Origin of the sequence: Microcoleus sp. CAWBG27, assembly GCF_020883145.1 — a bacterium.
In the GTDB taxonomy this organism is placed as follows: domain Bacteria; phylum Cyanobacteriota; class Cyanobacteriia; order Cyanobacteriales; family Microcoleaceae; genus Microcoleus.
This window is the reverse complement of sequence record NZ_JAHREU010000068.1, coordinates 1-22,145: the sequence shown is the minus strand read 5'-3', so window position 1 is coordinate 22,145 and position 22,145 is coordinate 1. Positions and strand designations below refer to the sequence as shown.

The following is a 22,145-nucleotide window of genomic DNA, read 5'->3' as shown; positions in this document are numbered from 1 at the left end:
TCAGGAAGAGGGAAGAAGGAAAAAGAAGTTGAGTTTGTAGGGTGATATTCGGCGCATCGGTTGACGGGGGCGATCGACTATCGACTAATGTTCTGTTTATTTATTTTGACGCTCCCCGGCATACAGGCACGGGGATTCTTAGCCAAAGGATATTTTGGCATCAATAAAATGTGTTGGCGATCGTTCAATTAGTCTCTTCCAAAAAGGTTTGTACTCGACCGTTTGGTCTCAATACAACTCGAATTTTGGGGTTTTTTCCATGAGTAACGGCAGAAACAAACGGCTCGCCGACTAAGGGCATACTAGCCCGATCGATATAATCGGCCGCTGCTTTGCCCATCGGGACAATAGTTTGAATTGAGCCGTTTTCATCGATCTGGAGGCTGTATTCCAAGGTTTGTTCCATTCCTTCTGGTGGCTTCCAGCGTTCCTCAAAGTAGGTTCTAGCTTCTGAAACTTGAGGAATTGTATCAAATAAAGTGCGGTTTTTTTTGCTGGCGGTAGCCTCGTTGTTGTCCTCTGACTCTGCTTGCGGTTTAGTGTCCTCAAGGCGTGGGAGTTCGGTGCTGGGGGGGGAAATCGGCTGGGGGAGGGGGGGGAATGATTGCGGTGGGGGAACTGGCAATCGCGATGCAGATAGGGATGGCGGCAGGGGGGGCGGTACGGCGGGAGCTAGTCTCGGCGGTATGGGGGGTAGCAGGTAGGGTGCTTGGGGGGCGCCAATTGGGGGCCCTGCGGGATCGGGAATTGTGATGATTTGTCCTCCCCCGAGGGCTGGGGCGCTCTGTGATGCTGCGGGTGCGCTGCTGTTGGGGGGGAATAGCAGGGGTGGCTGCTGGATGGGGCTGGGTTTGTTGGTGCTTGGGGTTGGGGCTAGGGCGATTGGGGGCAAGCTGGGGCTGGGGGTGGCGGCGGCGGTGTTGATGGGCGGGGGCGGTAGGGGGGGTAAGCCTGGTGTGGCTGCGGCTGTTGGTGTTGCTGTTGGGGATGTGGTGGGGGATGTGGTGGGGGCGGGAACTGGGCTGGCGGTGGCGCCGGCAAGTATTTGGGGCTGCGGGAGTGCGGGGGTAAATTGTGGGTTGGTGGGGGCTGTGGTGGGGGCTGTGGCGGTTGTTGGGGAGGTGTTGGAGGACGATCGATCGAGCATTTTAACAATTCCCGTCGTCATTCCGACGCTGGCGACTAGGATTGCTGCGATATTCAACCATGGTAATGCTTTGGCTTCTGGGCGATCGCGGTTGAGGTTGGGGAGTGTCATGACTTCGGCGGCGCAGTCATCTAGTGCGGTGGCCAAGTCAAAGAGTTGGAGGGTACTCAAGTGTACTTCCGGCCCGGATTCGGCGGCGCTCAACGAGCCTAAAAACAAGTTGTGGGCGAGCAAGCCGCGGGGTTCTAGGCGGGGGGGAACTGGCAGGTAGGTAGTGTTTGGGGCTGCGGTTGCTAGTTCGGATGTGTTGGGGGGTCGATCGAATGTAACGACATTGCGCGCGACTTCTGGCGAGTCTGGGGCTGTGGTAAAACCTGTTTGGGAGTTGAGGTTGTTGTCCCAATCGCGGGCTTCGCCGAGGAAGTTTTGGACGTAGTTGGTGACTGCTTCGTGGAGGGTTTCGAGTTGCAGGCGATCGCCCCTGAGAGTAACGTGTTCGGTATCTGGTAGCCTGGGGTCATCAAGCCGCAACTCGAAATTTAAAGATTTAAACACGGGTTGGCCCGCCCAGCGAGACAGAGGCGAACTTTTGGCTGTAATTTCCAGCGTGCAAGTGGGGGGCGTGTAGCGTTTGAGAGCCATAGCAAGAAGACTGTATGTTATTTGTTATTTGTTATTTGTTATTTGTTAGTGGTTATTTGTTTGTTCTAATAATCAATAACCAATAACTAATGACTGGTGACTAATTTTTAGCACGGTCTAGGAGAGCCAGCCAGAGGCGCCGGTGGCCGCCGGGACTGCTGTAAAACAGCAAATCGATCAGGAGTTTCAGGGCCAAATTAGTTAGTTCTTTTGCCGATAAGCTTTCTGCATCTTCCATGCGATCGGCATAAGTGTTGCTGAACCTATCAATATAGTCTCCCAACAAAGCGACTGTGTGAGGTTCGCGGTTTTGCTCAGCCATTTGTTCCAGCAAAGCCACGGCGCGGCGGATTAAAGCTTGATGCTGTTTTGCCAAATTACAGCTTATCAAAACGAGCGATCGAGCTTCCTCCACATCCAGTTTTTTCCGTCCTCCCTGGCCTTTCCGCAGCGGGTTCGACTGTCGCAGCCGCCACAAAGCCACGCGATCGGCTACCATTGGCTCTAAATTCAGTTCGGCTGCTACCTTGAGCATGGCCTCTGAGCCAATTTCTGCCAGGGCTTCTAGGGCTAACAGCACTAAATCCAGTTGGGCTTTAATGTTGTCCAACTGGGTAGGTTCTGGTGCTTTTTGGGTCAATTCTTCCCAGTTGGGAGATGGGCCCGTTTCGTTTGTGGGAGCGGAGGGCTTTACAGTCGAGCGCATGGCTTGGGCACGGGAAATAAGACAGGTTGATGCAGGATATCGACAGTATGCAGTGCTTTTGGTTTGCGGCCGGACAAAAGCAGATTCTGTTAATTGGTCTCCATAACTCGTGGCTTTGATTCCGGCAATCCTAGTTGCTGGACGGATTTGCGAGTTGAAAGTTGCGGTTGCAAGTTCGATCGACAGCAACCAGAAAAACCCATAAATTTTTACCCCCAACTATCCTACGCCGCAGAGTGTCAGAAATCAAATCAGTGCTTTGAAACTACCGGGACTTGTGTAAATCCAAAGATCGAGACTAGCTCTGTCCAATGCTACTTATAGTCTGTCGCTACTTATAGTCTGTCAGATTATAGTTGTCGTTGCTTAATCTGGCGCAATCTATGGATATTACGGAGCAATTTGGTAAAAAAGTTAGACATTTCAGAAAGCTCAGAAATCTTTCCCAAGATCGGCTTGCAGAACTATCTGAATTACATCGTACTTATATTGGCTCAGTTGAACGAGGTGAAAGGAATATAACGCTGCTTAATGCCAGCAAAATAGCCAAGGCATTATCCGTTAGTTTAGCTGAACTGGTAACTGATGATGACTGAAAGAAAACTAGAGCAAATTTTAGCAAGATACCAAAATTCATTTACCGAGAAAGTTTACGCAGAAGAGAATGAAGAACACGATCTTTTAATGGATGTGTTTGGTATCTCTCCCATAATAAAAAAAGAAAATAGGCAATATTGGGGACGTGAGCTAGGTATGTGTTGGCAATTGTTAGTTACTGAAACGTGCAAAGCATATTGCAGTAGTTTTCAGCCAGCATTTAAAGTGGGAAGCGATGAGCCGTGCGATCTGATTGTTGATGGGTACGCGATAGATACAAAATATCGTATTGGCTCAGGAGATTCTGGAACACTGAAAAAGTTCAAATCCTATGGCCCACTACTTCGTACTTATAATTCAATACAGTTGACTTAAGAAAAATCTGACTTGCCCAAAATGGCTGTATTGCCAGAAAATCGTCAGATGAAATTCATCAAAAGCATTAAGTAAACCGTATTGAAATATAATCCACTTCATTAAGAGAAGAGTTTTGAACCACAGAGGGCGCAGAGGGCGCAGAGGGAAGAGTATTGCGAGGGTTTTGGATGTCGTAAAAAACCTTTTATCCCTCCCCTCTCTGTGTTCTCTGTGTTCTCTGCGGTAAAATCTTCTTAATATCTACTTCACCTCTTTATCATCCAAAAATCGTCAGATGAAATTAATCAAAAGCATTAAGTAAACCGTATTGACTTCTAATTACGAGCCAGTATTTTTAATACTTAGACAAGATAATTTGCCCGCTGCTATTACAGGCTGCCAAGTAGGGACTTGGAGAATTTACACTGGCGATGCTTCCTTTGAGTTTATACAAACAATAAGCGGCTTTGATTTAAAGTCATTTCTTACTGAAAAAGTGGGAGAATTCCCTGTATACCGCTGAAACTATCAAGGCGCTTGTTGATAATCTCTATGTAGTCAGGTACTATTTCAATACCAACATATTTAATCCCAAATTCTTGTGCAGCCAGTAATGTAGTTCCCGATCCTGCGAAAGGATCGATTAGAATAGAATTTTCCAAACGCGGTACAAATATTTCAACTAGCTTTCTCATGAGAGCGATCGGTTTTACTGTGCAATGGACGTTAAACTCCTCGGTTTTCTCGCGCTGTATACCTTCTAAAATATTAGACTGAAAACCACCGAACCGATCTTTAGTATAAAATAGACCAGTACCATACTCTTGTAGAGTTTCTAAGTAATTATTGACCAGTGGTTTTTGAAGAACGCAGATTGCTTCCCATTCGTTCCTCAGACAACTGTGCCAACCATCCCATTTTTCAGGATTTTCATATCCTTTCTTCTCGAACTGTTGTTTGATATTGACACCTTTAGGGATACCACTGGATCTTTTATAAACAAGCATATCTCTCGCATAGAATCCAGCATTTTCAAGTGCTACTTGTACGTGAGCAACAGTTCGCGTGCTGTTGAAAACTAAAACTGTCGCACCCGGTTTGCAAATCCGAAAAAGCTGCTCGCCCCACTCAAAACACCACTTCTCATAATCCAGAGTGTTGTTACGATTCCTTTGATACCATTTTTCGTTTCTGACTCCACCTGCTAAACCACTGCCATAGGGAATGTTTTTAACAAGAGTTTTATTTCCCTTGCCATTGACTTTTTCAATACGCCTTTGAATTTCTGAGTCATCCCATTTATGACCAATAAATTCATAATTATAAGGTGGGTCAGTGATACACGCAGAAATATAATTTTCTGGCAATGCTTTCATCACTTCGCGACAGTCACCAACCAAAACTTCATTTGAGGGAGCTTTTTTCATGAGTCGGGCAGTTACTCAAGTGGGAAATCAATCTTCAATTATGCCACATTTGCAGTATATAGTGAATCTAAATGAGTCGTGAAACTCTCTTCTCTTTCCGAACTTCGCGTTCTTTGCGTCTTCGCGGTTCGTTTAAAACTGTTTTTCCACAACTCATTTACACTCCCTATAGGCAGTCCAAATCATAGGTTCATTGCAGCTTGTTTTGCTGCATACAAACATATAATTATGAGTCAACCGGAAATATAGCCTTTCTCAAAAAGATGAGGTATTACTGAGAGCTTGTATAACCGCCTAAACTAAGAGGGCTGAAGCCCAACAACATACCTCATCTTTCTGATAACCGCTATACCTAAATCCTGACTATTTCAAATAAACCAACGTCACGCCTCCACCTCCTTCTTTTTGACTGGCGAGCTCGAAGCGGGAAACCTGCGGGTGAGTAGCGAGGAATTCGTGAACTCCGCGCCGCAACTGTCCCGTACCTTTGCCGTGAATTATCCACAGCGCGCCGTATTCGACTGCTTTGGAGAGAGCTCTGTCGATTTCGATTTCGGCATCGGAGACTCTGGCGCCCCGGAGGTCGATCGAATTATTAGCAGTCCGAATGGCAATTTCGGGATTGGGTTTTGCTGGTTCCGACGCTGCTTGTTTAGCTTTGGCGGTAGCGGCTGCTTGAGCTGCCGCCTTGGCTAATTGAGCTTTGGTTTCCGGTTTTTGACCGTCGAGGGATTCAATTTCTGCCAGTTTGACCGTCATTTTCATAATCCCAAACCGCACGCTCAACTCTTCGTTAGCATCGGGGCCGCTGAGGACTTCGGCGGTTTGGCCCAGGCTGGGAATGCGGATGCGATCGCCCGTTTTTGGCATAAAACCCGGTTTTGGTTTCGCCGGTTGCTTCCGAGAGGGCAGGTGTTTTTGGGAAATTTGATTTAAGGTTTCTGTTGCCATTTGGGCATTTTGAGCCGTTTGGTCGCCCGCCTGCAAGCGACGAATAATTTGAGCAATTTCTGATTTTGCCGATCCTATTGCCTCATTTACTGCCACTTCCTGAGCTATTTTTAGTTCTCGCTCCCGCTCTTGCAAAGCCGCTGCTTTTTGAGAAACTTCCCTGTGCAGTTTTTCGGTTTGGTGCAGGAGTTGAGTTGCTTCTCTGGCTTTGGTTTCCTGTTTCCGGCGCTGGGCTTCTAGTCCTGCAATCACTTGATTGACATCTTGAGATGCTCCGCCGACATAGGTTTGAGCTTCATCGACTATGGATGCTAGCAAACCGAGTCTTTTAGCAATAGTTAGGGCGTTGGAACGTCCGGGAATTCCCCACAGCAAGCGATAGGTTGGCTGCATGGAATTGTCGTCAAATTCTACTGAGGCATTTTCAAAGCGGGCGTCTTGATATTTGAGGGCTTTGAGTTCGCCAAAGTGGGTAGTTGCGACTGTCAGCAGCGAATGTTGGGCGAGATATTGCAATAGGGCGATCGCCAATGCGCTACCTTCAGATGGGTCTGTCCCCGCTCCTACTTCGTCTAACAAAACTAAAGATTTGGGAATTGGGAATTGGGCATCGGGCATGGGGAATTGGGCATGGGGAATTGGGAATTGGGCATCGGGCATGGGGAATTGGGCATTGGGAATTGGGGATTCGGAGTTTTCTTCCCCTTCTTCTGCTCTTTCTGCTTGCCTTTCTCCTTCTTTTTCTCCTGTTTTCAATACTTCTAAAATACGGCTGATGCGACGGATGTGACCGCTGAAAGTAGACAAACTTTGCTGCAAAGATTGTTCGTCACCAATATCGGCAAGAATATTGTCGAACCAAGGCAATTCTACGGGTTCGCGGGCGGCGACAAACATTCCGGCTTTGGCCATTAAAGCTGCCAATCCCAAGGTTTTGAGGGTGACAGTTTTGCCGCCGGTGTTCGGGCCGGTGATGGCGACGACGCGGATCTGGGGGCTGATGGTTAAATCGACGGGTACGACTGCAAAGCCTTGTTCGTGTTGTTGCTGCCAAACTAATAGGGGATGGCGCAATTGACGGAGGGTAATTGGCGATCGCAGATTCCGAATTAATACTTGGCTTTTTTCTGGTTGTTCGTCATCTATATTTTCATCACCCGAATTTTCATCATCTAATTTTTCTGTATTTTTTAGTGCTAATTCTGGCTCTCCCAATTCGATAAATTTCGGCGGGTTTGCTTGGAGCCAATAACCGTAGCGTGCTTTAGCCGCAGCTAAATCTAAAGTTGTTACTACCACCACCAATCTGTCTAAATCTGGTTTGACTGCTGCGACTTGCTCGGTGAGGGCGCGGAGGACTGCTTCTTCTTCGGCTTGTTCTTGCCTGAGCAACTGCCGCATTTGGTTGTTGAGATTGACTGTGTTGTGGGGTTCTACGTACAGTGTCGCGCCGCTGGCGGAGGAGTCGTGAACGATGCCCGGTATCGCATCTTTTTGGGGAGCTTTTACCGGAATCACAAAGCGCGAGCTTCTTTGAGTAATTACCTGTTCTTGAACGGCGTTGGATTGCCTCTGTAAAATTCCTTGCAATATTTGATAAATGCGATCGCGCAACTGTCGCATTTGCACTCGAATTCCTGCTAATTTAGGAGTGGCGCGATCGGCTACTTGAGCGCGATCGTCTATACAGCGATGGATTTCTTGCTCGATTTCGGGATAAGTCCGCAGTTGCGATGCCAGTTCTTTGAGCGTCGGCACATCGGGCGCAGAGTCAACAATCCGGCGCAATTGCCTTGCTCCGGCCAGGGTTGTAGCAATTGCGAGCAATTCTTCGCCCCCGAGCAAACCTTGAAGTTCGGCTCGTTGCAGGGCAGAGCCGATGTCTTGGATTCCTTCAAAACTCAAAGCACCGCCAGGGCGGCTTTCTAACTGGTAAGCTTCCTGAGTTTGGGCCTTGAGTTCGGCTGTTTGAGCTTGAGTTGCTGGGATTTGGAGGTCGAGGGCGGCCGCGACGCCGAGTTTAGTAGCAGCGAAGGTAGCCAAGTGCTGACACAGGCGCGGCCATTCTAATAGTTCTAGTGTTTCGGATTGAATCAAAGTTGAGGTGGTGTTGGTGATTGGCATTCCCAGGCGCTGACCGAGAAGGTTGATTTGACGATACTATTAATTAATTTTAAAGTTTTTTATGGTTTCCGGGCGCAACTTGAGAAAGTATCTGGGATAACCGTCAGTATATTTTCCATTTTTGGATTTGAGATTTGAGATTTATTGCACAGGTGAATCTGCGAACTTTAACGGGGTCTAAATTTGTGGGATCTCCACGACTCCTGTCGGGGGCTGGTATCTGTTTGCGGGCGGGTGACAAATTAGCAAGGCGAGAATTTGTATTTTTGGGTTCGCCGTCTCAAATTATACATTCTACTGATACCTGTTTGGCAAAACGATGCAACTGTAGGCCCGCAATCCAAATCATTATCCAGTAAGTCCTGCCAAATCTCAAATCTCCAATCTAAAATCTCAAATGGTATGAGCATTTTTGCTGTTGAGGGAGCTAGCATCTACTGTTTTTTGCTGGGATTAAACTATTTTGTTTTAAATATGTCCGGGTAATTGTGGCGGTTGTATCCTAAAGAGAAAGTTGTGGAGCTGGTGTTATGGCAAAAATTCTGACGATCGCAGATAGTGTGACTTGGGAAGTCGTCCAAGAGTTACTGGAAAAGGAGGGACATCAGCTAAAAGTCGCTTCCGACGGCAAAGATGGTTTTGATATGGCGAGGGAATTCTCCCCGGATGCGATCGTTTGCGATGGGACTTTGCCTCAAATTCACTGGTTGGAGGTGTGTCGGCTGGTGAAAGCCGATTCCCTACGGGATAGCTTCGCTTCACGAGAATTGAGTACAGGCTATTTTTTGCTGCTGATAACACCCGAGCAATTTGCAGAAGTTCAAGAATTGGACGCGCGGGTTGACGATTTTGTGTTGAAACCGATAGTGAAGCAAGAATTTTTGGGGAGGCTGCGGGCGGGATTGCGCGAGCGCGAGTTGAGGCTAGAGTTGGCACGAACTCAGCAAGAATTGCAACTGTCGCGCGATCGATCGCTGGAAAGTGAAAAGATGTCCAACTTGGGGGAATTAGTGTCTGGTATTGCCCACGAAATTAACAATCCAATTACTTTTATTTACAGCAATCTCACCCACGTCCAAAGTTACGCTACCGATTTAATTGAACTACTGCGATTGTATCAAAAACAGCTCGTCAATCCTGACGCGGAAATTATGCAAAAACAGCAAGATATGGATGTGGAATTCCTGCTCGACGACTTGTTGAAAATTGTGAGTTCCATGCGTACCGGGAGCGATCGCATCCGCCAAATAATCTTATCGGTACAGGATTTTTCCCGCAGCGATCGCTCTGGCTGGCAGTTATTCGATATTTCCGACGGTTTAGAAAACACTCTGTTGTTGTTGCAGCACCGCTTACCGGCACGGGAGGGAAGGCGGGATATCAAGGTGATGAAGGAATACGGAAATTTGCCGCAAGTTGAGTGTTACGCGGGTCAGCTCAATCAAGCTTTTCTGAATGTGATCGATCGCGCGATCGATGCTTTGGAAAAGTCGAGTCAAGAGTTGGAAGAGTCGGAATCAGTTAAATTTAAGCCTGTGATTTTGATTAGCACTCATGTAATCGACGGTCAGCGGATTGCGATTGAGATTGCTGATAACGATCTGGCAACTAGCGAAGATATCGCAGCCCAATTTTCCGATCAATTTTTGAGGGAGACGGCTGCGGAAAGTAGCAGCCTTTTCGGACTGGCTATCAGCTATCGGATAATTGTAGAGCAGCACAAAGGAGAGTTAAAGTGTTTTTCTGAGCCGGGGAAAGGTACTAAGTTTCGGATAGAAATCCCGCTCAGGCACAGTTAATCTTAAGGTACGTTGTTGGGCTTCAGCCCTCTTTCCTAATTTTATAAAGAGCGCTGAAGCGAACTACATACCTTTAGAAATTCCGCTGCGACACAGTTAATCTTAAGGTACGTTGTTGGGCTTCAGCCCTCTTTGAGATATATATGAAAGAGCGCTAAAGCGCAAGAACGTACCTTATTTGTTAATTGAGTTGAGCAATTAGCTGATTTCAGCGCTGTTTTTTTTAGATAAGCAAAGAGCGCTGAAGCGCAACAACGTACCTTGTACCTTATTTGTTAATTGAGTTGAGAAATTAGGTTATTTCAGCGCTTTTTCCTAATCTTATAAAGAGCGCCCAAGCGCAACAACGTACCTTATTTGTAATCGCACTGCTGTTGCAGCGGACACTCGTCGCAGCGGGGGTTTTTGGCAGTGCAAACCGCCGCCCCAAAGTCCAGCAATCCTAGATTCCAAGGCCCGACTTCCCGTTTGGGAGCGACTCTTTCTGCGGCTTCCCAAAGTTCGGGCGAGCGCGATTTTACCTTGCCGCCATCAAGCCCAAAAAAACGCTCCAAAATCCGAGCAACATTCGTATCGAGCACGGCTTTTGGCTGTCCGAAAGCATTAGCGCAAACCGATCGCGCAATGTACTTCCCAACTCCGGGAAGTTCCAGCAACTGAGCTTCAGTACGCGGTACATTTCCCTGATAATTTTCCAGGATCACCAGCACCGACTCCCGCAGCTTTTGCGCCCGAAAAAACAGACCCAAAGGCTGCAACAAACTAGCAACTTCTTCCACAGGCGCGATCGCCAGATCCTCCACAGTTGGATATCGACGGACAAATTCTTGATAAACCGGAGCAACGGTAGCAGCAGTAGTTTTTTGCAACAGCAACTCAGCTACTAAAATCGCGTAGGGGTCGCAGGTGCGGCGCCAAGGAAAATCGCGGAAATTCTCCTGGGCCCAAGCTTTCAGCCGGCGGCGGAACCACCGGACTTTCGCAGCGTTCAAATGCTTTGACCCAGATCCGACATCAGAATCAAAAACAGCGGCATTTAATGCAGGCATTTGATTTGTAATTTGGATAAATTGCCAAGTTTATATTTATATAATAGCAGATTTAAAGGATTTGTAAAAAACTCTTTTTCTTTCTCTTTCTCTGCGTACTCTGCGCTCTCTGCGGTTAATAAAAAAAATATTATCAACCACCAGTCATACCCAGAAACCTAGAAACAATATTAATTTCAAACAATGTCAAAATGTAAAATTTTGTATAGCAAACAGCACAACTGCCTAAAAATAGATCATGCTGGGTATTCAAGAGACTTCAATCGCCCGCAAAAACAAATTTAAATCAGGTAATAAAATGGTAGTAGCAGCACCTGTTCAATCCGGCAGTCAGTCAATTTTTCAAGCTCGTTACGACAACTTTATTGGCGGCAAGTGGGTAGCACCGGTGAAGGGGAAATACTCGGAAAACCTTTCTCCAATTACCGGAAAATCAATTTGTCAAATTCCCCGATCGAGCGCGGAGGATGTAGAATTGGCACTAGATGCCGCCCACGCCGCGAAAGACAAGTGGGGTAAGACTTCTCCCGCAGACAGGGCGCGGGTTTTGCACAAGATTGCCGATCGGATCGAAGAAAACCTCGATCGCCTCGCCATCGCCGAAACCTGGGACAACGGCAAACCAATTCGCGAAACCAGACTAGCAGACATCCCGCTGGCGATCGACCATTTCCGCTACTTCGCAAGCTGCATTCGGGCCCAAGAAGGGTCGATCGGCGAACTCGACGAAAACACCGTCGCCTACCACTTCCACGAACCCCTAGGCGTCATCGGACAAATCATCCCCTGGAACTTCCCAATCCTCATGGCTGCGTGGAAACTCGCCCCAGCCCTCGCCGCCGGCAACTGCGTTGTCCTCAAACCAGCAGGGCCAACCCCCGCATCCATCCTAGTATTGATGGAAATCATCGCCGACTTAGTACCGGATGGCGTCATCAACGTCGTCAACGGCCCCGGTGCCGAAATCGGCAAAACCCTCGCCACCAGCCCCCGAATTGCCAAAGTAGCCTTCACCGGTGAAACAACCACGGGCCGGCTAATTATGCAGTACGCCTCCCAAAACGTCATCCCCGTCACCCTAGAATTAGGCGGAAAATCGCCCAACATTTTCTTTGAGGATGTCTGCGCCCAAGATGACGATTTTCTCGACAAAGCAGTGGAAGGCTTTGTGATGTTTGCTTTCAACCAAGGCGAAGTTTGCACTTGTCCCTCGCGGGCGTTAATTCAGGAGTCAATTTACGATCGATTCATGGAAAAGGCGATCGATCGCATCCGCCAAATCAAACAAGACAACCCCCTAGATCCAACAACCGCCCTCGGCGCCCAAGTCTCCGTCAACCAGATGGAAAAAATCGCCGAATACGTCAAAATCGGGCGTGAAGAAGGCGCAGAATGCCTGATTGGCGGCGAAAGAAAAATCTTATCCGGCGACTTAAAAGACGGTTATTATTTCCAGCCGACAGTCTTCAAAGGAAACAACAAAATGCGAATTTTCCAAGAAGAAATCTTCGGCCCAGTATTAGCAGTCACCACCTTCAAAGACGAAGCCGAAGCCTTAGAAATTGCCAACGATACCCTCTACGGTTTAGGCGCCGGACTTTGGACGCGCGACATCAACACCGCCTACCGCATGGGCCGCACCATTCAAGCAGGCCGCGTGTGGACAAACTGCTATCATTTGTATCCCGCCCACGCAGCCTTCGGCGGCTACAAATCATCCGGTATCGGCCGCGAAAACCACAAAATGATGTTGGATCACTACCAACAAACCAAGAACTTATTAGTCAGCTACAGCCCGAAAGCATTAGGCTTCTTCTAAAAAGGTACGTAGTTGCGCTTCAGCGCTCTTAGATTATCTAAACAAGAGCGCCAAATCGAAAAAACCAAACCAATAACTTCTTCTAAAAAGGTACGTAGTTGCGCTTCAGCGCTCTTAGATTATCTAAAAAAAAGAGTGCTCAATCGCAACAACCAAACCAAGAACTTCTTCTAAAAAGGTACGTAGTTGCGCTTCAGCGCTCTTAGATCATCCAAAAAAAAGAGTGCTCGATCGAAAAAACCAAACCAAGAACTTCTTCTAAAAAGGTACGTAGTTGCGCTTCAGCGCTCTTAGATATACAAACAAGAGCGCTAAAGCGCAACTACGTACTTAATTACCATACAATAACTTCTCCCATGGAAACAATCCCCAAAGTCACAGCCACAGAAGCCGCCTTAAAACTAATAGAATACCTCAAAACCCAGCACGGAGAATTGATGTTTCACCAATCGGGCGGCTGCTGCGATGGTAGTTCTCCCATGTGCTATCCCAACGGGGAATTAATCGTCGGCGATGGCGATGTATTGCTGGGAAAACTAGACGGTTGTCCCTTTTATATTGCAGCACAGCAATACGAACATTGGCAGCACACGCAGTTAATCCTAGACGTAGTACAGGGGCCCGGAGGCAGCGATTTTTCCCTGGAAGGGCCCGAGGGAGAGCGTTTTATTACTCGTTCTCGCTTGTTTGTCAATGTTGGGTAACTCTGTTTAGCCTCTTGTTTGGACTAAAGAAATTTTATTTTAAATGAACCGCACCAGCGCCAGAGAACGCAGAGAAAGAGAACAGAGAGATATCTTATTGATGTTGACAATCTCGGCGTTTTTTGCTAGATGTACTTTGTTTAGGGCAAGCGCGTTTCCTCAATAAAGGAAAGCCCATCAAAAAAACCATTCTTAAAAACTTGAGTGCTGCGAACTCGATAATTTTCGTCTACTAAAGTAATTATTTCCACAAAGGTAATCAGGGTATTATCTTGAGTTTTATTTGACCGATAGCACATGGTATCCTGGCCCGCATCCCAGGCGATCGCCGAAAAATCAGAATAACTACCGGAAGACAGTTTCAGAATCCGTTCTTCAAACTCTCCTTGAAACTTAAGCTGGAGGCGAGAACCGTCTGAGTATTCATAATTGTTAACTTGATGGTACTGATTGCCTTGAATCCAGATGGTAAAATTAGCGAAGAAACTGCGATCGAAATGTCCGCGAGTATCGGTCTTAATAAACTCACCTTGCCAAGTGCCAATATGACGGGTAAAAATTTCCGGTACTTTCTCCAAATCGGGAAAACTCACAGGGGTAACTAAATTGTCACGAATTACAGGATTGTTACTCATTACTCGATCTCCAGTTTTTTGCGACACCTGATTTACTTAAAACTGATATCATCTCGGGTGAATTACAATAATAAAAGTTCGTAGTGCGGACTAAAGTCCGCAGCTTTTTGCGGACTGAAGTCCGCACTACGAACCCATTTTATTGCGGTCAATCGACCGGACATGATATGACGCAGAAATCTAGTTGATTTCATCATTAAACCACCTAGAGTTTGTTGAGCTGTACAGCATTTAATTAAATTGTAGATTTCAATTCCATCTCTCCCTCTCCCCATCTCCCTCTCTCCCCCTCTCCCCCTCTCTCTTTCTTAACGACGGCCAACTTTCTGACTAATTTCTCGGCTGCTGCGTTGATATTCGTGGACAATTGGGAGTCTTTCAGTTTGGAAGTTTTCCAGGGCTTCGGGAATATTCGCACTATTTGCGAGATGTTTTGCTAAATACAAACCATCTTCCCAACCGGAAGTCATTCCTCTGGCGCGTGTGGAACTTTTGGCGTGGGCTGCATCTCCAATTAAGATAACACGACCATCGTAGATTTTCGGCAGGGGGTCAATGTCATAAGAAAAACGACAGACAATATTTTCTAAAGGCGTTGATTCTATAATTTTTCGGGCATCTTCTGGGAGTTTTGCTAGTTCTTCGGGAGGAATGGTAATATTGGTAGGTTGCAGTTTCCCGATTTCAGATTCAGTGCGCTCTTTTTCAATAAAGAAACCCCAATGAGTGCGACCTCCACCGATGTGAAAGAAGTTGGCATAAATTCCCCTACCCCGTACATAAACAAAAAAGTTTCCTTCGGGACAGAAGCTGTTATCTTCGACTATTCCCCGCCAGACGACATCGCCTAAATAAAATAGTTCTACGTTAGGAACTATAAATTGACGGACTTTTGAGACAATGCCATCGGCACCAATTAATAGATCGCCTTCCCATTTTGTGCCATCTTTAAAGTGGGCGATCGCACTGTGGTCGGTTTGGGCGATCGATGCCAATTCTGCATTAAAATGAATGCACTCGGGGGGTAAGTCGTCAAGGATTGCTTCTAATATAGCTTTGCGGTGTACCAGCATTGCTGGGACTTCGCTTTCTTCGTAGGTGACGTGCTCGGAATTGATGACACCGCCGCGCAGGTTGCGAAACTCGAATAATTTAACTCGATCGCCCGAGTTGATAATTTTTTGGGTAATTTGAGCGTTGCCTTGATGCAGTGCTTCCATGCCTGCTTGCACGATCAGAATACCACAGCCATCGGTACGCGGATAGGATGCTTTTTCAAACAAGTCAACTTTAAACCCTTGTTGAATCAGCAAAATTGCCAGATAAGCTCCTGATGTTCCTGCGCCGATAATACCTATCCTGGTTTGGGACGGAACCATTTGTGCTTCTCCTGATTTAAAGATTGCGATCGCCCTCAAGTAATATTATAATTACATAAAATAAGATTTGGGCTAGGTCTGGATCGGCGATCCTCTTCGAGGTCTTCGCTAACGAGCTTTTGGCGATCGCCACAGGTTTCAAGCAGCCACTAAAATCAGTATTAGAAGTGAGCCAGGATTCATAATTAAGATTGTGTCAGCTCTAACGACCATATTGGTTCGATCGTTCGGACTTTAGTCCTAGGGAAAGAAGGACTAAAGTCCGAACGATCGAACCGTTGCCAGGATTAATAATTAAGATCGTGTCAGATATAACGACCATATTGTTTTGTAGTGAGGACTTTAGTCCTAGGGAAAGAAGGACTAAAGTCCGAACGATCGAACCGTTACAGATTGCTGTCAATCGACCGGACATAATATAATGGGTGAGTTGAAAATTATCGCACTCACAACTTAAGGCTGGTTTAAGCTTTAGGAGTGGTAATTAAAGCCAATTCAATTTTGTCATCAGGCTTTTGAGTAACTTTTGCGTCCAAACCTGGGCCAAAAAATTTACCTATTTTTTCTTGCTTTTCTTCCCAAAGTTCGATCGACAGCAGCGGCGAATAAAACTCTAGAATTAACGCATAAGCACCGTCAATATCAACTTCCCGCAAGCTTTGGAGGAGGGGGCGTTCCTCGTCTGTCGGGGCCATTCCCAAGCGTTCCAGAGCGTCATCTAAGTGGGCGGGTTGGCCGTAACGAAATCGGGTGATATCTTTGCGGACTTGGTTTTGAGTATCCGTAGCCTGACTTTCTCTCAACAGGAGAACTTCAGGAGAAGTCGGTTCGGTAAACTCCACTGGTTCGAGTTCGGCTGCTTTCAGGGCCAAACCTCCCAGCAACAGGGGAATTCCATAAAAAAAACCGGCTAGGTTGAGGGTAGCTTGGTCGGTGAAGTAGGCATAGAACCCGACTACTGCTAAAATACCGCCCACCACTAAGGCTAGGCTTGCTAAAGAAATTTTACGTAACATATTAGTGAGGTAAGTAGCTGGAATCAACAATATACTTTAATTATTATCGGGCAAGAAGTCTGGATAAATTTAGTTTTTTTGCCAAAATACCGTTCAAAACTGCTAGCATCTATGGGAGCGGGTTTTCTGTGCATCCACAATCTTGTCTGTAGCTTCAAAAAAATATCCCGCTTGGACTCGTCGCGACGCCACCGATAAAATCCGGTTAATTGGGCGCGGTTGGTTCCAGAAGGTAATCGAGATCGGCAGTATCATCAAAGTATAGAGAGCGGCGATCGCGATCGACGCTCTTGCCCTTTCAACTAATTTTAGGACGCCAGGAACTCCGAGGCTCAAGCCACGCTCGCTTGTAAGAAATTGCAAGCTGTTCCCATCGGACACCTTGTAAAAGGAGACGTTATTTAGGTCAGGAGACGGGCGAATGCGACGCTAGTTTTGGGCTCTGTCATCTGCAATTAAACAGTGTTGCAGGTCTAAAAAGCCTTGATAACCAGGTTGAAGCGAACATTACCCCCCTAAGGGAGGCTCCTGCCGGAACGAACATGATGCGATTGCGAGTTGTAAGATTTTGAGATGGTAATTGTCAAGCTCGAAAGTACAGTACAAGAGGACTAACTAAACCCTTACAACTCGCCCGGTGGTAATGGACAGATTCAAGGCGGTTGCAACCGCCGTGTCGTTTTTCTCTCAAGGCTAAAGCCACTCTCGTTTCCCACTTACCGAGTTTTTTTTATGATTAAAGACGAAGACAAACAGACTGCGGTCGCCAATAAGTCTGTTCTCGACCAGATTAACTCGCTCAAACGCGAAGATGAAAGGCTTTATAATATTTTAGCGATCGATGTCTGGGCTCTAGCCAAGACAATGGATGAATATCAACCTGGATTTTGGGCTGCTTTCATGAAAAACCGCGAAAAGGCCCTGAAGCGATTTTTAGCTGAAATGATGAAAAACAAAGCCGCAGATAGCAAACGTCCGCCTTTTCTGCGCTGAAGTTTTGATGTACAATCAAACTATAACACAGACTAAAAAAACCAGATCGCGCTCATCACTTCTATATAAAAATAGTAAAGGATTGGCGCCGAAAGGCACGTCGGTGAATTAAGAATTCTCGTCTGTTCGCAGGGGGGAAAGTCAAATATTTTTGTTAATACTAGCCAAGGCAAAAAACAATGGATGTACAGACAATCAAAGAGCGCGTAGCAGAAATCGAAGTCAAGCGGGAATCCCTCGTGCGGCTGTTAGATCGATCGGACTTGGGAGCCCTGAGAATAGATGTCAGTCAGGCGATCGAGGAAATTGATGATTTGTTAGAAGAATTCAAACGCACTTTTGACAGTTGACAGTTGTTAGTTGACAGTTGGCAGTTGTTAGTTGACAGTTGACAGTTGACAGTTGACAGTTGACAGTTGACAGTTGTTAGTAGTGATTAGTAACGGACGTGTCAATTATTGACTAAATACGGTAAAAAACCGGGTTTCTACCAGTTTTGGTTGAGTAACGATAAATCTCGGAAGAAACCCGGTTTCTGAACTCGGTGCGGGTAGGTAAGAAACCGGGTTTCTACGAGTTTTGGGTTGAGTAACGATAAATCTCGGAAGAAACCCGGTTTCTGAACTCGGCGCGCGCATCCTACCATACTTGTCAACAGTCAACAGTCAACTGCCAACAGTCAACAGTCAACAGTCAACAGTCAACAGACTAATTCATCGCCATATCCATCAAAATCTGTTGAGAGCTCACTTCCGGGTTATTAGCAGGCGGGCGTCGCTGAGAATAGTGTCCCCCAGGCTGCAAATCCCAAGCTTGACGGTTGTCCGCCAGCATCACACCTAAAATTTCTTGCAATTCCATTACTATAGTCGGATCTTCCACTTGGACGATCGCCTCAACCCGCCTGCTAAGATTGCGCTGCATCCAGTCAGCAGAACCAATATACACCTCTTCGCTGCCACGGTTGAAAAAATAAAACATCCGCGAATGCTCTAAAAAGCGGCCGATAATACTGATAACTCTGATATTGTCGCTAACACCCTCAACGCCCGGACGCAAACAGCAAATCCCGCGAATAATCAAATCAATTTTAACTCCCGCTTGCGAAGCTTCGTACAAAGCAACAATAATTTGAGGGTCAACTAAAGCATTCATTTTAGCGACAATCCGGCCGCAGCTACCAGTGCCGCTTTCCGCATTCAAGCGGCATTCGTCGGCCTCGCGGCGGATTAATGCTAAAAAACGATCGCGCATATTGACAGGCGCCACCAACAATTTACGATAAGATAACTGCCGCGAATAACCGGTTAAATAATTAAACAAGTCTGTCAAATCCGCACCCAAATCCTCGCGACAACTCAACAAACCGACATCCGTATACAATCCTGCTGTTTTGGGATTGTAATTTCCCGTGCCGATGTGGACGTAGCGGCGAATGCAACCGTCCTCGCGGCGGACTACCATCACAACTTTGGTGTGGGTTTTGAGTCCCACCAAACCGTAAACGACGTGGACTCCCGCTTGTTCTAACTTGCGCGCCCAATTAATGTTATTTTCTTCATCAAACCGGGCTTTGAGCTCTACTAAAACAGCTACTTGCTTGCCGTTTTCCGCTGCTTGAATTAAGGCGCTGACGATCGGCGAATCACCAGAAGTGCGGTATAAAGTCATCTTAATCGCTAACACCGAGCGATCGTTCGCCGCCTCAGTAATAAACCGCTGCACAGTCGCTGCAAACGAGTGATAGGGATGGTGTAGCATGATATCCCCTCGACGGATGGCCGTAAAAATATCCTCACCATCCTCAACATCCAACATCGATTTGCCTAAAATCATTGGCGATTCCGAATTCCGCAAGCGTGGCGGCACCACCGGAGTCCAAGGCGGGTCTTTGAGTTCCGGCACAGGCAGCCCCACAAAAGACATCAAATCCTTGAGGCCTAGCAGCCCCTCCACGGCGTAAACATCCTGCTCGCCGAGTTCCAACTCATCCATCAGCATATCTCGCAGCGCAAGCGGCATAATCGCTGGAATTTCCATCCGTACCGCAGAACCTGTAAACCGGCGCTTGCGGAGTTCCTGTTCAATCGCCAGCAGCAAATCATCTGCTTCATCTTCCTCGACAGTCAAATCGGAATTGCGAGTAATCCGAAACGGGTGATATTCCTGAATATCCATCCCCGGAAACAAAGCCTCTAAATTGTGGGCGATTACCTGTTCTAAAGGTACCCCCGTCCACACAGGAGTTTTGCCCCTTTGCTGCCACTGCAAATCTGCCGGTAAGGGCAAAAATCTCGGCAAAACCTGGGGTACTTTAACCCGTGCAAACAATTCCTCGCGGGTGTCGGGATCTCTAACAACTACTGCTAAATTGAGGCTGAGATTGGAGAGGAATGGGAATGGGTGACTGGGGTCAACTGCTAGGGGAGTGAGTACGGGAAATACTTGTTCTTTGAAGTAACGGTGCAAGTAATTTCGTTGTTCTTGATTGAGGTCAATGTAGTCAAGAATGTGGATGCCGCTTGCTGCTAATTTGGGTCGCAGAGTTTGGTCAAAATAGGCGTGTTGCTGAGTCACCATCGGCAAAAGCCGCTTGTTGATGGCATCTAGCTGTTGTTGGGGCGTGCTGCCGTCGGAGGTCAATTTGCTGACTTTGGCTTCTACTTGCTGTCTGAGGGCTGCTACGCGCACCATGAAGTATTCGTCTAGGTTTGAGCTAAAAATAGCGAGAAATTTAAGTCTTTCGAGGAGGGGCGTGCGGGGGTCTAGGGCTTCGTGGAGCACGCGGTTGTTGAATTCTAACCAGCTTTGTTCTCGGTTGAAGTAGTATTGAGGGTCGCTGAGGTTGATTTCGGTGTAGGTTTTGGCTGGGGTCTTTTTTGGCTTGGACATGGTTTGCGGGGGTCTTGCGGGGAGGCTCGATCGTATCTTTACCATTAGTATCGCAGTAGTATTGGGGTAGCGGCGCAGTAGCGGGTGATTGAAATCGCGTTTAGACAGAGTAGGGGGCGATTGAAATCGGGCCGACACGAGACTTTACCCGACGGGAACGGGTTGGAAGGGCGATCGAGCTTTATGATTGATGATAGAATCTTGGCGTTGCTGAACTAGAGTATGATAAAATGATCGTCGGAGCGTCAAAAATCACACACATTTAAAAAAAATATTATGCAATGCCCGGAATGTCAGTCAACCCATATCAATAAAAATGGTCACAAAAAAGGCAAGCAGAATTATATTTGCGTTAGATGTAAAAGACAATTTATAAATGATTATCAGTTTCAAAAAGGATACTCGGAAGAAGTGAAACGCGAATGTCTAAAAATGTATGTTAATGGCATGGGTTTTCGAGCCATTGAAAGAGTCAACAATGTACATCATACTACAATTATTAATTGGGTAAAACAAGCTGGAGAAATCTTGCCAGATTGTTACACTCCAGAAAATACTCCCGGGAGCATCCCGCTTTTTAACTAAGCATAACTACTCATTTTAATCTCATTATTTAAATACGCACATCTGAGTCAGGGCTATTTCATTCTAGTTGAGTAGCTGATATGATAATAAACTATCTCCGTCATTCACAGGATCTGTTATGTCTCAAATTGCCATAGTCGAAGCCTTTGCAGACCTACCCGATACCCGTCGAAGAGCAGGGCAACGCCATCATCAAGCACTGTGTTTAGCCTTGTTTACCTTAGGTGTGGCTGCCGGAAATCGTGGATTTCTAGCGATTGGAGATTGGTTAAAAGCCCCGGAGCGAGCAATTAGTAACTTTATTTCAACCGCCTGCGGGGCGCTTACCCTCATACAGTACGATTCGGCGGACATTACTGCGGTTAGAGTATCAGACTTATTCTGGTTGTTTATCGAGGTTTTTTGGGATTCAACCTTTGAGAGGAGAAACGATTGCACTGGATAGGAAAGTATTACGTGGGTCCTATGAATGTCCCACTGACGACCCAACGGTCGATTCCCATCCAGCAATTATGCTGGTAACTGCCTACATTGTGGAACGTGGGTTGATTCTCGAACCCTATGAGGTAGATTCAAAAACGAATGAAATCACGGCAATCCCTGCTTTTATTGAGCAGATGGCACTCCCCGCGGTGTTGTGTTCGCCGGGGGATGCCATCAGCACCCAAAAAAAACTGCTCAGACCATAATTGATAGTAGCAATCATTACCTGGGCGCACTCAAAGGCAATCAATCTGGATTATTGACCGCAGTATCCGCCACATTTCAACCGCAAGAAACGTCATTCCAGATTAATAAAGGGCATGGATGGTAGGATTGAAAAACGTACCGTCAGCATCAGTCAAGACTTGACGGGAATTCCTGATTTTCCGGGACTAAAAACCTTAATTAGAGTTGAATCCGAACGCCATGTCTATCGAGCGAACATCATTGAATTCTCTACCGAAACTCGCTACTACGTCACCTCATTAACTGAAACAGCCGCTTGCCTTGCTCAAAGAATTCGAGGCTATTGGGGAGTCGAAAACAAAGTCCATTATGTCCGTGATGTCACCCGGCGTAGAAGATGCTTGTCGCATTCGCACCGTTGGACTCGTTCAGTCTTGGGCAATCGCACGAAACTTTGCTCTTAATTTGTATCGCGATCGTGGCTTTCAAAACATGGCTCAAGCTCAACGTCTCGCTGGCTTTAGTTGTAGCCCACATTCCGCAGATGTGGGTCGGATTTTTTTATCAGTTATAAAAACTGGGAAGCCAAACTATTTTGGGCTGAAATTATGCAGTGTTAGCGTCACAGAAGCTTGTTAAATTCAGCTAAATTAA

Annotated in this window: 19 protein-coding genes and 1 pseudogene; 10 read left to right on the top strand and 10 right to left on the bottom strand. The window is 46.7% G+C overall.

The genetic code is table 11. The annotated features are described in order from the left end of the window. Positions 1 to 184: 184 nt before the first annotated feature. Positions 185 to 1,789 carry a DUF4335 domain-containing protein gene (locus QZ938_RS27120; protein ID WP_293354639.1) on the bottom strand — a complete coding sequence of 535 codons (1,605 nt, stop codon included), beginning with the start codon at positions 1,787 to 1,789 and terminating at the stop codon, positions 185 to 187. A gap of 100 nt (positions 1,790 to 1,889) precedes the next feature. Then, positions 1,890 to 2,495, bottom strand: coding sequence for a DUF3038 domain-containing protein (locus QZ938_RS27115; RefSeq protein ID WP_293156631.1), 606 nt, complete (start codon positions 2,493 to 2,495; stop codon positions 1,890 to 1,892). A 383-nt stretch (positions 2,496 to 2,878) separates the two neighbouring features. Between QZ938_RS27115 and QZ938_RS27110 the strand changes: the two genes are divergently transcribed. Together QZ938_RS27110 and QZ938_RS27105 are read left to right on the top strand one after the other, a co-directional pair. Continuing rightward, positions 2,879 to 3,091 (top strand): helix-turn-helix transcriptional regulator, encoded by a 213-nt coding sequence (locus tag QZ938_RS27110; RefSeq protein ID WP_015176535.1) that lies wholly within the window; start codon positions 2,879 to 2,881, stop codon positions 3,089 to 3,091. Further along, a complete protein-coding gene (locus QZ938_RS27105) occupies positions 3,081 to 3,467 on the top strand; it encodes a hypothetical protein (RefSeq protein WP_293156628.1) in 387 nt (128 codons plus the stop codon). The genes QZ938_RS27110 and QZ938_RS27105 overlap by 11 nt, the downstream gene beginning before the upstream one ends. A 467-nt stretch (positions 3,468 to 3,934) precedes the next feature. Here QZ938_RS27105 and QZ938_RS27100 read toward each other — a convergent pair whose 3' ends face one another. Together QZ938_RS27100 and QZ938_RS27095 are read right to left on the bottom strand one after the other, a co-directional pair. Then, complete coding sequence (locus QZ938_RS27100) at positions 3,935 to 4,876, bottom strand: DNA methyltransferase (RefSeq protein ID WP_293354642.1); 942 nt, start codon at positions 4,874 to 4,876, stop codon at positions 3,935 to 3,937. 363 nt (positions 4,877 to 5,239) lie between these two features. Beyond that, on the bottom strand, positions 5,240 to 7,924 hold the full coding sequence (locus tag QZ938_RS27095; RefSeq protein ID WP_363318907.1) for an endonuclease MutS2: 2,685 nt from the start codon (positions 7,922 to 7,924) through the stop codon (positions 5,240 to 5,242). Positions 7,925 to 8,481: 557 nt separating this feature from the next. Here QZ938_RS27095 and QZ938_RS27090 point away from each other — a divergent pair. Beyond that, positions 8,482 to 9,750: an ATP-binding protein gene (locus QZ938_RS27090; protein ID WP_293149359.1), complete on the top strand. Its 1,269-nt coding sequence runs from the start codon at positions 8,482 to 8,484 to the stop codon at positions 9,748 to 9,750. A gap of 353 nt (positions 9,751 to 10,103) precedes the next feature. On the opposite strand, the gene QZ938_RS27085 is transcribed toward QZ938_RS27090, so the two are convergent. Beyond that, positions 10,104 to 10,799, bottom strand: coding sequence for an A/G-specific adenine glycosylase (locus tag QZ938_RS27085; protein WP_293149361.1), 696 nt, complete (start codon positions 10,797 to 10,799; stop codon positions 10,104 to 10,106). Positions 10,800 to 11,037: 238 nt separating this feature from the next. Between QZ938_RS27085 and QZ938_RS27080 the strand changes: the two genes are divergently transcribed. Together QZ938_RS27080 and QZ938_RS27075 are read left to right on the top strand one after the other, a co-directional pair. Continuing rightward, the gene (locus QZ938_RS27080) at positions 11,038 to 12,618 is read left to right on the top strand and encodes an aldehyde dehydrogenase family protein (protein WP_293354648.1); all 1,581 of its coding nucleotides are present in this window, start codon (positions 11,038 to 11,040) and stop codon (positions 12,616 to 12,618) included. A 356-nt stretch (positions 12,619 to 12,974) separates the two neighbouring features. After that, positions 12,975 to 13,322: a DUF779 domain-containing protein gene (locus QZ938_RS27075; protein WP_293149364.1), complete on the top strand. Its 348-nt coding sequence runs from the start codon at positions 12,975 to 12,977 to the stop codon at positions 13,320 to 13,322. A gap of 140 nt (positions 13,323 to 13,462) precedes the next feature. Here the strand turns inward: QZ938_RS27075 and QZ938_RS27070 are convergent, their stop codons facing one another. From QZ938_RS27070 to QZ938_RS27055, 4 genes are all read right to left on the bottom strand, one after another. After that, positions 13,463 to 13,957, bottom strand: a complete 495-nt coding sequence (locus QZ938_RS27070; protein ID WP_293149366.1) for a hypothetical protein — start codon at positions 13,955 to 13,957, stop codon at positions 13,463 to 13,465. Between the two features lie 308 nt (positions 13,958 to 14,265). Continuing rightward, entirely contained in the window at positions 14,266 to 15,336 is a 1,071-nt protein-coding gene (locus tag QZ938_RS27065; RefSeq protein WP_293149368.1) for an FAD-dependent monooxygenase, read from the bottom strand. Between the two features lie 464 nt (positions 15,337 to 15,800). Continuing rightward, on the bottom strand, positions 15,801 to 16,352 hold the full coding sequence (locus QZ938_RS27060) for a DUF2854 domain-containing protein (RefSeq protein ID WP_293149370.1): 552 nt from the start codon (positions 16,350 to 16,352) through the stop codon (positions 15,801 to 15,803). Positions 16,353 to 16,454: 102 nt separating this feature from the next. Continuing rightward, positions 16,455 to 16,715: a hypothetical protein gene (locus QZ938_RS27055; RefSeq protein ID WP_293354651.1), complete on the bottom strand. Its 261-nt coding sequence runs from the start codon at positions 16,713 to 16,715 to the stop codon at positions 16,455 to 16,457. A 369-nt stretch (positions 16,716 to 17,084) separates the two neighbouring features. Between QZ938_RS27055 and QZ938_RS27050 the strand changes: the two genes are divergently transcribed. Together QZ938_RS27050 and QZ938_RS27045 are read left to right on the top strand one after the other, a co-directional pair. Next, on the top strand, positions 17,085 to 17,345 hold the full coding sequence (locus QZ938_RS27050) for a hypothetical protein (RefSeq protein WP_293149372.1): 261 nt from the start codon (positions 17,085 to 17,087) through the stop codon (positions 17,343 to 17,345). 179 nt (positions 17,346 to 17,524) lie between these two features. Then, the gene (locus tag QZ938_RS27045; protein WP_293149374.1) at positions 17,525 to 17,695 is read left to right on the top strand and encodes a hypothetical protein; all 171 of its coding nucleotides are present in this window, start codon (positions 17,525 to 17,527) and stop codon (positions 17,693 to 17,695) included. A gap of 358 nt (positions 17,696 to 18,053) precedes the next feature. On the opposite strand, the gene ppk1 is transcribed toward QZ938_RS27045, so the two are convergent. Further along, positions 18,054 to 20,237: a polyphosphate kinase 1 gene (gene ppk1 / locus QZ938_RS27040; protein ID WP_293149376.1), complete on the bottom strand. Its 2,184-nt coding sequence runs from the start codon at positions 20,235 to 20,237 to the stop codon at positions 18,054 to 18,056. A 276-nt stretch (positions 20,238 to 20,513) separates the two neighbouring features. On the opposite strand from ppk1, the pseudogene QZ938_RS27035 reads away from it, so the two are divergent. The 3 genes and pseudogenes from QZ938_RS27035 to QZ938_RS27025 form a co-directional block, all read left to right on the top strand. Next, a pseudogene (locus QZ938_RS27035) lies at positions 20,514 to 20,789 on the top strand (IS1 family transposase); the annotation flags it as partial. Between the two features lie 151 nt (positions 20,790 to 20,940). Then, positions 20,941 to 21,267: a transposase family protein gene (locus QZ938_RS27030; RefSeq protein WP_293339629.1), complete on the top strand. Its 327-nt coding sequence runs from the start codon at positions 20,941 to 20,943 to the stop codon at positions 21,265 to 21,267. A gap of 358 nt (positions 21,268 to 21,625) precedes the next feature. Then, positions 21,626 to 21,955, top strand: a complete 330-nt coding sequence (locus QZ938_RS27025; protein WP_293339635.1) for a hypothetical protein — start codon at positions 21,626 to 21,628, stop codon at positions 21,953 to 21,955. The last annotated feature ends 190 nt before the right edge of the window (positions 21,956 to 22,145 follow it).